General features: G+C 31.9%; 10 protein-coding genes and 1 pseudogene. 3 read left to right on the top strand and 8 right to left on the bottom strand.

What is annotated here, in order from left to right:
* Positions 1-66 precede the first annotated feature (66 nt).
* Positions 67-300: a catalase-related domain-containing protein gene (locus tag OIU80_RS20920; RefSeq protein ID WP_404827383.1), complete on the bottom strand. Its 234-nt coding sequence runs from the start codon at positions 298-300 to the stop codon at positions 67-69.
* A gap of 90 nt (positions 301-390) precedes the next feature.
* Positions 391-1545 (bottom strand): annotated as a pseudogene (locus tag OIU80_RS17715) (catalase); the annotation flags it as partial.
* A 632-nt stretch (positions 1546-2177) separates the two neighbouring features.
* Here OIU80_RS17715 and OIU80_RS17710 point away from each other — a divergent pair.
* Entirely contained in the window at positions 2178-2636 is a 459-nt protein-coding gene (locus tag OIU80_RS17710) for an RNA methyltransferase (RefSeq protein WP_264288312.1), read from the top strand.
* A 61-nt stretch (positions 2637-2697) separates the two neighbouring features.
* Here OIU80_RS17710 and OIU80_RS17705 read toward each other — a convergent pair whose 3' ends face one another.
* Positions 2698-3618, bottom strand: coding sequence for an EamA family transporter (locus tag OIU80_RS17705; RefSeq protein WP_264288311.1), 921 nt, complete (start codon positions 3616-3618; stop codon positions 2698-2700).
* 72 nt (positions 3619-3690) lie between these two features.
* Complete coding sequence (locus tag OIU80_RS17700) at positions 3691-4179, bottom strand: MarR family winged helix-turn-helix transcriptional regulator (protein ID WP_264288310.1); 489 nt, start codon at positions 4177-4179, stop codon at positions 3691-3693.
* Positions 4180-4460: 281 nt separating this feature from the next.
* Between OIU80_RS17700 and OIU80_RS17695 the strand changes: the two genes are divergently transcribed.
* Both OIU80_RS17695 and OIU80_RS17690 read left to right on the top strand, forming a co-directional pair.
* Positions 4461-5102 carry an HAD hydrolase-like protein gene (locus OIU80_RS17695; RefSeq protein WP_264288309.1) on the top strand — a complete coding sequence of 214 codons (642 nt, stop codon included), beginning with the start codon at positions 4461-4463 and terminating at the stop codon, positions 5100-5102.
* Positions 5103-5135: 33 nt separating this feature from the next.
* The gene (locus OIU80_RS17690; protein WP_264288308.1) at positions 5136-5885 is read left to right on the top strand and encodes a DeoR/GlpR family DNA-binding transcription regulator; all 750 of its coding nucleotides are present in this window, start codon (positions 5136-5138) and stop codon (positions 5883-5885) included.
* Positions 5886-6144: 259 nt separating this feature from the next.
* On the opposite strand, the gene OIU80_RS17685 is transcribed toward OIU80_RS17690, so the two are convergent.
* The 4 genes from OIU80_RS17685 to OIU80_RS17670 all read right to left on the bottom strand — a co-directional run bounded on the left by OIU80_RS17685 (position 6145) and on the right by OIU80_RS17670 (position 11648).
* A complete protein-coding gene (locus OIU80_RS17685) occupies positions 6145-7356 on the bottom strand; it encodes an MFS transporter (RefSeq protein ID WP_264288307.1) in 1212 nt (403 codons plus the stop codon).
* Between the two features lie 264 nt (positions 7357-7620).
* Positions 7621-8463 (bottom strand): GNAT family N-acetyltransferase, encoded by an 843-nt coding sequence (locus tag OIU80_RS17680; RefSeq protein WP_264288306.1) that lies wholly within the window; start codon positions 8461-8463, stop codon positions 7621-7623.
* 151 nt (positions 8464-8614) lie between these two features.
* The gene (locus OIU80_RS17675) at positions 8615-9568 is read right to left on the bottom strand and encodes a YARHG domain-containing protein (RefSeq protein ID WP_264288305.1); all 954 of its coding nucleotides are present in this window, start codon (positions 9566-9568) and stop codon (positions 8615-8617) included.
* Between the two features lie 31 nt (positions 9569-9599).
* Complete coding sequence (locus OIU80_RS17670; protein WP_264288304.1) at positions 9600-11648, bottom strand: site-specific recombinase; 2049 nt, start codon at positions 11646-11648, stop codon at positions 9600-9602.
* Between the last annotated feature and the right edge of the window lie 468 nt (positions 11649-12116).

Genomic DNA, 12116 nt, shown 5'->3' with positions numbered 1-12116 from the left:
TCCTTTTAATTAAAAATGAACTCTTTTTTTTAGAATACTATTACTTCTTAAAGCTTAGCTGTATTGTTATTTCAAAAATATTTTTTCTACATCTTCTCTCGACAAACCCAGTTCTTTTGCTAAACGTTTTCCATAATCACTGTCTGCCATGTAAAAATAACCGACCATTTTTTTAACGACATCTTTATTGGTTACACCTTTTAAATCACCTGATAGATTACTTATCAGATTTTGCTTTTCTGTTTCATTTAGGGAACGATAAAATTCACCAGCTTGTTTAAAATCGTTTGGCTTACTGATTTTTTGTTGAACAGTAGTGGTATTCGAAAAGTTTGATTTTGAATATTTATAATTTTCATTATCAGTAAATCCATTTTTAGAAGCACTAGGCTGGTAATTAATATCTCCATTTCCTTTCCTTGTAGAAAAAGCACCGTCCTGATTATTAGTGACTACTGCTACTTTAGACGCGTTTATTGGTAACTGTTGAAAATTTGTTCCGATTCTGTATCGTTGCGTATCAGAATATGAAAATAAACGCCCCTGCAATAGTTTGTCTTCTGATGGTTCTATTCCTGGTACCAATGTCCCTGGTGAAAATGCAGACTGTTCTACTTCTTGAAAGAAATTATCAGGAGTTTTATTCAATGTCATTTTTCCAACCAACTGTAAAGGAATTATACTTTCTGCCCATACTTTTGTAGGATCTAACGGATTGATATCCAGTTTGTGAAAATCACTTGGTTTTAACAATTGTACATAAAGTTCCCATGATGGATACTTCTCCATTTTTATGTTTTCATATAAGTCAACTGTAGCATGCTGAAAGTCTTTACCTTGCATTTCAATAGCTTCAGTTGCTGTTAGATTCTTTACACCTTGCAATGATTTCCAAGTATATTTTACATAGGTTACTTCACCCGCATTATTAATCCATTTAAAAGCATGCACTCCAGAACCATCCATTTGTCTGTAATTAGCAGGTATTCCGTAATCTGAATAAACACGCGTAAGCATATGTGTCCCTTCGGGAATGTTACTAAAAAAGTCAAAAACTCTATTTGCATCCTGTTTATTAGTCACAGGAGAAGGCTTGAAAGCATGTACCATGTCTGGGAATTTAATCGCATCACGAATAAAAAATACTGGTAGATTATTACCTACCAAATCATAATTTCCCTGATCTGTATAAAATTTAGTAGCAAATCCTCTTGGATCTCTCAATGTTTCTGGAGAACCTACACCGTGCACAACAGTAGAAAAACGTACAAAAACTGGTGTCTTCTTCCCTTTTTCAAATAAAGACGCTCTTGTATAGCTTGAGAAATCTCCCGATGCTACAAATTCTCCATAAGCACCCGTTCCTCTGGCGTGTACAACTCTTTCGGGTATGCGTTCTCTATCAAATGAAGCAAGTTTTTCGATTAAATGAATATCCTCTAATAAAACCTGGCCATTCTGACCTATTGTTTTCGAATTTTGATTATCTCCAACAGGAGTACCTGTATTGGTTGTAATCTGTTTTTGTTGTGCCACTATTGACATAGATGACATAGCTAAAACATACAGAATTGATTTTTTTTTCATATAGCATTTTTGTTTTAAAGGACAAATGTATAGGGACACATTTATAAATTCAAACTGATAAAAACAATGACGGTATAGGCAAAACCTAAGACACTGGTTATGTAATAATTGCAACAGAAATCACAACCATTTTTATCACAAATAATTAAAGCACTTTTCTGAAAATATACTAGTAAGTTAGAGGCGAAGGATAATTGAAAAAAACTTAAAAATAAATGACTTTCAAGGTTTGAAATTTATGATGAATAGTAAAGACTTCGAACTATGAATTTATTTAATTCTAAATAAATGCTGATTTAGGTAATTTCCCATTTTTTAACTTGCCAGTCGGAGCTGCTAAAGTTTTTGATGGTGAGATTACAAAGGAGATATTGGGTATTCAGAAGGAAATAAATCTAAAAATCGTAGAGTCGAGTTGATCAAAAGGAATTAATAGAACAGCTTAAAAAAAAAAACTTGCTGAATAAAAATTTTAGCAAAGATTAATCAAACTAATAATAATTTTATAATTACCTACTATTCGATTGGTGAATTCAAGTATATGGATCTAAAAATTGACTTATGTCCTAACAGTTTGTACTTTTGCACTTATGAATGATAACTTTATAAATGAATATTTTGGGATAGGAATACAAAATGGTAAAACCCCTGAAAATTTAGGTGTTTTGTGGCGAACTGCTCAAAACTTAGGCGCCACTTTTATTTTTACCATAGGTAATCGATATGCCAAACAAGCTTGTGATACTCATGATGCCGTAAAAGCAATTCCTTACTTTCATTATGATACCTTTGAAGCTTTTTTTGATAACTTGCCTAAAGGAGCGCGATTAGTTGGTGTTGAATTAGATGAAAAAGCTTCGGATTTAGAAACCTTTGAACATCCAAGACGTTGTGTTTATTTATTGGGAGCAGAAGATCATGGTCTATCCAGAAAAGCAATGGATAAATGCCATAATTTAATAAAATTTAAATCAGAAAAAAGTTTAAATGTAGCTGTGGCTGGAAGTATTATTATGTACGACAGAAATTTACCTAAACGACGTTCTTAACGATAATAAAACTAACTATTTTACAGCGATTTAATCTTCTGTGTTCTTTTTATAAGAATCATCAAACATAAGAATCGAGTTCTTCTTTATTTTCATTAAGTGGTTTCTCTTTTTTAAGATTCATGGCTATAATTGCTGCAATCATAATTAGAATTCCAATAATTTGAACAAAAGTTATATTTTCTCCCAATACCAAGTTAGCGGTAAGAACAGCTACTGGCAATTCAACAGTCATTAAAAGTCCACTTGTTGTTACACCAACTTTAGGAATACCTACAGCGAACAAAGCTGGAGGCAAAATGGTTCCAAAAACCGAGAGGAAAAGCCCCCACTTTAATAAATGAAGGTCTAAGTGATTAGAGAAAACTATAGGCTGAAAGTTTAGAATTAAAATAGAAAGCGCTGAGCCAGTCATAATCCATGCGCTTCTGTTTTGCCAGTTACCTTCTTTTCCTGTCTTACTATTAAGTATAATATAAATAGAATAAATTAGAGATGCCAATAATACAAATCCAACTCCTTTTAAGGATAAAGAATTACTTTGGTTTAAATCGATACCACTTGCCATAAGTGTCCCAAAAATAACAACTGCAGTTACGATTAATTCCATTTTAAGCGGCTTTTTACCGTACAAAAGCCATTCTAGCAAAATACCAATCCATGAAAACTGCATAAGTAATACAATAGCAATAGATGCCGGAATATACTTTACTGATAAATAATACAGAAAAGTTGTAATTCCTATTGTTGCACCTGTTACTAGTAGCCATCCTATTTCTTTAGGTTTACGGCTTCCTTTAGATTTACGACTTTCTTTATTTGTAAAAAAAACGATACTCCATAATACAATTGCTCCTAAAAGTGCTTGAATAAAAGCGACTTCGGGAGTTGTATAGCCTTGTCTATAGGCAAGTTTTACAAATGAAGAAAGAATACCAAAACTTGCAGCTCCTACAAGCACCATCAAAACATATCTAATCATTATATTGTCTCTTAAAATTCCCTTTACTTAGTTATGAACCAATCCAACTTACTGATTCTGTTACAAATACTATTAGAGTCTATTTAAATTTTTTAAAGTTCTCTCTTTATAGCTTTTCTTACCAATTTTCTCCTCAATCAACTCTAGATTTTTTAAGAAAAACTCATTTCCTTCTAGTAATTCCTCCATGGTAAGAATACAGGCTTCCCAGCATTTTTCTAATTGTGGCAATGCCAACTCTGCTTTAGTTGTTAAATACAGTAGTTGTTTCCGTGAATCAGTAGTATCCGTTTTTGTCCCTATATAATCTTTCAGCTTCATATTCCTGATAATCTTAACAATTGCAGGATGTGACATTTGCAAGCGTTCCGAAATTTCAGTTACAGTGAGTTCCCTATGTTTTTTTAAAAGCAAGAATATAAGATGCCAGTTTGGCTCAATATCAACACCTACAGCTTTATAAAAATCCTTAGTACTATAAAGTATATTATCTGTAAGTCTCTTTAATCGGCTAGTAAGCCCTACCAATTGTATTTCAATTAAAAAATCGTTCTGTATCATAAATTACGTAACTAGTTACGCAAATGTATAAAAAAATATGTAACTAGTTACGTTGTTTCAAGAAATTTGATATTAATGCCCTTTAAGAAATATATTTTTTGAAGAAATACACCCTAAAAAGCATTTCAAATTGTAATTATTTATTCGATAACAGATACGTTAATTTAAATATTATTGAGTTTTTATGCAAATTTGCTTATTTTTGCATTAATATTTTATCCAAATATTTAAAATATACTGTATCCTTAAATAGAACCTTAAACTAATCCCCCATTGGAACTATGTCTTTAATATCAAAGAAATTAAAATCGATTGAGTTTGTCATTTTCGACTGCGATAACATTTTAATCAATTCCGACACCTTAATTATCTCAGTAATGCTTGACATGATTGAGGATCACGGAAAAAAACTAAATCTAGACAAAGCAATAGCACTTTTTGGAGGAAAGTCTCTTGAAAAATGCATTCCAATTCTTGAAAAAATATGCCAAACACAATTTGATGAATCACATCTTACTAAATGCCTGGACACAGAAATGATATCTGGACTTGAACCCGCTCTTGGTGTAGAAAAATTCATCAATAATCTTAAAGTTCCTTATTGTCTAGCTACAAAACTAACAAATGATGTGCTCAACCGAAAGCTTTCCCTATCTGGGCTAACCCCCTATTTTAAGGAACATCAGATAACAAACAATATTGCAGACTCCTATAGTAATTCTGTACTTCAGATTGCTGCTATAAACGGCTTTACTCCTTGTCAGACTCTAGTAATTAAGGACAGGCCTGATGATTATCAGGACATGAAGAAATATGGTTTTATTGTTGCTGGTATATGTCATCTGCCTAGCCTTGAAAATAACAATAACATCTTATTTTATCATGACATCAATGAGTTATACGAGTTTGTACAAATAGGGTAAAGAATGTTATATTTGTAATCTCAATGCACAATTATGCTTAAAGAAGAACGTTTTGAAAAAATACTCAGTTCCCTTGCTGCTAAAGGTAAGGTGTCTTATGAATCTCTTTCGCTAACGCTTAAAGTTTCTGAAGATACTGTTCGTAGAGATATTGAGGCCTTACACAAAAACGGGCTCTTATCTAAAGTAAGAGGTGGTGCTATTCTTGTCGAAAAAAATCCGTTGAGTTTTGTTGATCGGGCGTCTTACCTTACTGATAAAAAGGAAATCATTGCCTTAAAAGCTCAACAATTCATAAATGATGGACAAACTCTATTCATGGACGGCGGTACGACTAACTGCAGCATTGCTACAAAAATACCTATTACTGCCAACCTAACCATTATTACAAATAATATCTCTATTGTTCCAATACTTGCCAATCACAAAAACATAAACCTAATTCTTTTAGGAGGCAGCTACAATCCGCAAACGCAAACTACAGAGGGTGCCAAAACATGTGAAGAAATTAAAAATTATATTGTAGACAACTATTTTCTTGGAACCTGTGCGGTTGATAGTAAATTTGGGGTAACTGCAACTTACAAAAATGATGGAGACGTGAAAAATGCAATGTATAGATCTTCAAAAAATGTTATTGCACTTGCCCTCCTTGAAAAACTAGATTTAGCTGAATCTTATAAAGTATGTCCTATGGATGAAGTTGGAATACTTATTACTGAGCTAGCAAGCAATGATCCTAAGTTAGATGCCTACAGAAATACAACTACAAAACTGGTGTAACCCAATCTTCTTTAGTACACTCATATACTCTTTCAATCTATTCGTTTTGCTTGGGTAATAAAAACTTAATTAAACACATAGAAACATAGATTTTATGTGTAAAAAAGAATACAACTAGCTATGGTGCTTTAAATAAGTCAAACGCCTTATTTTTAGCTAAAAAAACTATGTTTCTATGTGTTAAAAATAATTACACCCAACGGGTTAGTAAGTATTAACTTCATAGCGAAATCAATACTTACTATTTTAGTATCTAAAATCACAAGTTATTTGTTTTTTTATTCTTCTTTGCCGAAATATAAAATAAATATAGAACTCCTACGCCAGCAAGCAATGTGGCAGCAAATGCAAATGCTGTTGCTAGTGACGAAATTTGCGCTACTAAACCTACTCCAACTGGCCCAAGCAACATACCCGAATATCCCAAAGTACTAATTGCACTAACAGCCATAGATGTTGAAATACCTTTTAACCTACCTGCTTCGTTAAAAAATACAGGAACAATGTTAGCAGCTCCACAACCCAAAATAAAAAATCCAGCTATCGAAACAGGCAAAGTAGGTGCCATAATAACAAGAATTAGTCCCAAAGCTGCTATTAATGAACCACCTGTCACCACAGCTACACTGCTTAGCTTTTCGACTATTCGGTCTCCTAAAAGTCTCATAATCGCCATTGCAACAGAAAATGTAGCAAATCCTAATCCAGCCCAAACTTCATTCATACCACGGTTTTCACGCAAGTATAATGCACTCCAGTCTAGCACGGCACCCTCAACCATAAATACAATAAAACATAATATCCCGAAAAATAATACCCCAGGGTGCAGCCATGAAAAACGAATAGCTTGTTTGGGTATTTCTGAATCATCGTTTTTGATTGCTGTTGCTTTTTCAGTTGCCTTATCAAAAAGCTTATTATACTGAAATCCTACCGTAGCGATTACTAATATAGAAATGCATATTGCAGCAACCAACGGCTCTAATCCCATTTTCAAGAGAATCCCTACTCCAATAGAACCAAACAATCCTCCTAAACTAAAGAGCCCGTGGAACGACGACATGATTGGTTTACTATGCAAATTTTGTATATGCACTCCCACAGAATTCATCGCTACATCTACAGTACCTACTCCCGCACCAAACAAAAAAAGACTTAGCCCCATAAGAATTCGGGAATCTAAAAATGCTAAAAAAGGCAGGGCAATAGCAAGTAATAAAGATGAAAGTGCTATAACTATTCTATTGCCATATCGTTGTCCCAAAATACCAGAAATAGGCATCATTATGATGGCACCAGCACCTAATAGCAATAATAAAAGGCCTAAGCCTGCTTCATCGAGTGCAAGACGCTCTTTTGCAAAAGGTACTAAAGGAGCCCAACTGGAAAGACCAAACCCACATACAAAATAAACACTTCTAATACCTCCAATCGATTTGGAGATTATCTCTTTAAAATTCACTATTTTCATTTTGCAATATTATGCAAATTTGCAATATTATGCAAAATAATTATAAAAAAATATCCAATTCCGTTTAGATAAACTTGATTGGATATAATATACCAAAATGTATTGTATTCTAATTAACAAAAGTAATTTCAATTCAGTTTATGATTTACATGCAAACATCCTCTATTTAAATCTCAACAGATATTACTAAAAACGATAACTATATATTAATCATTCTCATTCTACTATTAATTTAAGATTGAATACAAGTTGCACTAAAAGAAATTAAATTTTTCTTTTCATTTCAAACTGTGACACTTTATTTAAAAGCCCCAAATTCTTTAAAAAAGCATTTGTTTCTAATGAATTATCATCAACATTATTCATCGATAGTTCTTTAGGATCTAAAGCTTCTAGCATCTTATTTACTAATTCTGACCCCACTCCTTTACGCCTATGGCTACCAGCAACAGCAATTTGTAAAATTCGTCGTGATGTAGGATTATAAACCATATAACCAACAGGTTCATTCTTAATATAAGCTTCCAAAATTCGGCAACGTTCCTTACTGTTATCTAAACTTTGAATTGTATTTTGCCAAGTAGGCTCTATAGACCACAAAGAGGTAAAAGCATCCCATTTAAAATCTTCCAATTCTTTAATTTCAACAACATTCTTTTTATTGGTTATTTCAATAGGCCCGCTATAGCAATTAACTGTTCTATGAATTTTATAATTCATTTTCTCATAAGCTCTAATCGCTGCATTATTACCTACAATTACTTCTAATACCATTTCGGTTACGCCTAATGCTTTTAATTTAGGTAATAAATAATCATACATTTTAGCAACCAAACCCTGTCCTCGATAATCAGGAATAACTCCTGTTGCAGCATTATAAGCAACCAACTGCCCATCTAATTTATTTACGGCATGAAGCATAAAACCGACTAGTTTACCAGATGAAAAAACACCAATTGATAAATCTAATTTTATATTTTCAGCAACAATCTTAGCCTCTAACTGTTCTGAATTAAGTTGTAGTGGTACAATATAATCTGAAAATGATAGGTTTAACACATCAACTATACTATCAATTCCAACTGTTTCTAAAGTATTAAGTTCCATTTTTATTTTTTAATCTTTTATATTTTTTAAAGAATATTCTATTTGTCATTTTTGATTCACCACATTCATAAAATAAAATCAACTAGTTTCAAAACTTGATATTTAAATATAGTAATTCTTAGTTTTGCAAAATCGGTTGAATTTCTTTTTTTTATTCCTGAATGAAGGTCATTTTTTTTGCCACTTTCTTTTGCCATCCGTGAGGCAGAATAGAATGATTGTTTTTAACCATTGAATTCATTTGTTCTAAAATTTTATCTTGTATTATCTTTGGTACAGTATAAAAATCAGCATCTACATTAAAATTTCTTTCGTTATCCAAAACTCCATTCTGAATTCGAATTCCAATCTTTTTGCCTTTGTAATACAGCAGAATTTTTATTCTTCCATCATCATACCCATTATTACCACTGGTTCCATAAATCACTATTGGCTCTATAATACCATCGTTATCAAAATCTTCTACATAAATATATCGTGTCCAAAACCAAATACTTTCTTCATCCTTACCTTTAGCATCATTAATTTCAAAAGTTTTTACCAAGCGGTTGTTTTCTTTTTTAAAGTTGAATGCCTTAATAGAATTATTTAAAAAATTTCCATCTACTGACTCTTTAAATTTATTTTCTGTCAAGACTAAATAATACTCACCTGTCTTATCCTTATAATTGTAAACTTTCCAGATATCAAATTTTATCTCTAATTCCTTTCTTTTCTCGTCTGTGAAAATTTCATCTGTCTTTTCTTTTGAAATTATTTTGTACTTACTATTATTTTCATTCACAAGAAACTCCGAGATCTCACTAATTCGCTGTGTTAGGATTCCAATATTTTTAATTTCTATATCCGAATAAACTATACTACTGTTATCATTTACTGGCTTATACCAACTATACTTCTTAAAAAAATTGGCATATTCCTGATTTGAAAAAATATAACCTTTTCGGGCATAAATTTCATTCTTCAATAATTTCAAAGAATTGAGATCTTCATTTTGTAGTTTACTTTCATCAATAAGCTCTACTAAACATTTCGAACAATCTATCTTATTTTGTGCTTTTAGTGAAAGTGTTATTAATAGAATTATACAGAGATAAAACTTCATATACATACCGTTTGCTTAATAATTATAAATCCTATTGTATCGTATGGTTCTTTGGCGGGAAAAAGAAATGTGAAGGCTTACTTAGAAAATACCTGAAGATTGCCCCTGTTACTTGTTTTAATTCAGAAATCGGAATGTCTCTGGAACGAAACGCAAGCCCTAGTGACAAACTGAAACTAACAAGAAAATTGACCAAACCGATAATCCCGATACCTAAAACTGACCAGAAAAACATCCCTTGAGTAATATAAAAATCTGCTCCATATAACCCCATGGCAAAGTTCCCGCTAGCAAAAGTAATGTGTCTGATATCAATATTCAATCCAAAGAATATTCCAATAAAAACTGTACTTCCCATAAAAACACCAAACCAAAAATTAGAAATAATTCCTGCCCATTTTTTTTCATAGAGTGAAGCCAATTTTTTAGTCATTCTTTTTCCTAAACTTAATTTAAGCAATGGATGCTCCTGAATACGGTAATAAATATGGTTATGCTTGTCCCGATTAGCAATACTTCCGGCAATAATTCCAGATAAAAATAGAAAAACTCCAGCTATAGCTGCATGAAAAATCGCTGCAGAATAAATTGGATTCAAATCTTGGATTAAAACTGGCCATTTTTCTTTAGCAATATTATAATGAAATACTTTGTCAATAAGCCACACTCCAAGTAATGAAACTGGAAAAGCTATAGCAACGTTCCCTACAAATGCAATAAACTGTGAGCGGAATACTCGTGCAAAAAAGATGGCAAACTCTTTATATTTATATTCATTCTTTTCTTGCTCTTTATGTTTAAAGCCTTCTTGTAAAGCTCTTACCAAAGCTGAAGCCGTCATTGCAGGTTGCTTCGTTGCCAACGTAAATCCAAGGATATAAATTATAATAAATCCTATCGAATAATTCATACTGTATAACAAAATATGCCCAAACCCACTAGCTTCTACTTTTCCTAATAACAGCTTAATAATACACAGTAAACCTACGATAAAACCACCGCCAGCCGCAGAATAAAACATATTATAATATTCCTTACGGCTGTTTGTAATATAATGTTCCCCAGTATTGGCTGTATGTTGTGTTATTTCATAGGATAAAAGCTGAGTACTCTCACTGATTAGTTTATCGATATTGTTTTTATCACAATTGTATTTAATCAGTATATAAGAAAGGTAAATTGTATTCTTATCAGCATCTTTCTCTTCTCCCTGTATTAAAAGTGGTAATAATGATTTCAGACGATAAAGCTGCTGACGGATTCGCAACAAACTTTGATTTACTCGTAATGAAATCCCAAATTTGCTACTATTTTTAAAGGCAGTTTCTATATAATCTGTACATTGTTTGTGTAGGATAATCAATTGTTTATAACCAAGATCATCCGGATGCATAAAGTTCTCGCTAGATTCAATCAGCTTCTCACTTATTAGCAACAACTCTCGCTGAAAGCCAAGAAATGGGCTTTCGTAGTTTTCATATTCAGGTACCATCTGGATTACATCGGTTTCCATAGCACATCCACATATGCGATAGGTAATAACCTCCATCGCAAAAACTAATTCGGTAAGCGATGACTTGTCATCACTCGATTCATAGATAGAACGAAATTCTAATAAAGAGTACAACTCCCATATTTGCTCCTCAGGTATTTTTTTTATCCATAACGGATCAGTCTTGACAAAGAATACCTGATTTAGTATAAATTGCAGTGTATCTTTTTCAGGTTGTTCAGGAATTAATTTAGCAAATAGTCTTCTACGCACTTCATAAAAGAAATTGGCATTCTGTAAAATACCTGCATCAGAAAGGATTTTATTAAATTTTTTCTTTTCTAAATGGGCACTAACACAGTCCATCAGCCCATCACGATAATTTTGATTTTCTTTAAGTAAATCAATAAGTTCCGATAAATCTACAACGGTTGTTTTTTTTATTTTTTTTGGACGAACCAGATTCACTAATCCTACCAGTAACTCTACACTTCCTTTGTTATATTCCCATAACGTTTGATCTTTAAAGTTTTCTTCAAAATAGCTCTTTAAGGTCATTTTTGGCTTTCTTCTCAATCTCATTTTCATTCTAATCAAATTTAATTATTACGAATTCTTTTGCATCTAATACAAAAAAATAGTTCGTTATCGTAATGCAAGATACCATCTAAAAACTATACTCTTTTTAATTTTTTCATAAAGAATTCTTACAACTCATTATTTAGATAGAATTTTAATTCCATTTTCATTTCTGATTTTACCTCCAAAGAATCAAAAACCAGAATATTATCTATCATTTTTTGATGCTCTTACTACTCTTAAATTAGATCATAAATAGCTAATAATTAAGCTTTTTAAAACTAATATTACATTTTAATAATCTAATACCATTTATATAACTGAAAGTGAATTTTAGCTTAAAATAAGTCCATAAACTCTAGATAATACTACCCTTTTAGATTGTAAATAAAAAAAACAATCGTACTGTTTTTATTGTAAAAAGATAGCAAATCACTCCATAAAACATAAAAAGAGGCTAAATCACAACGTGAAATA

The organism is Flavobacterium frigoritolerans, from assembly GCF_025847275.1.
Classification (GTDB): Bacteria; Bacteroidota; Bacteroidia; order Flavobacteriales; family Flavobacteriaceae; genus Flavobacterium; species Flavobacterium frigoritolerans.
Note: the sequence above shows the minus strand (reverse complement) of the source record. Positions and strands in the feature narration are given on the sequence as shown.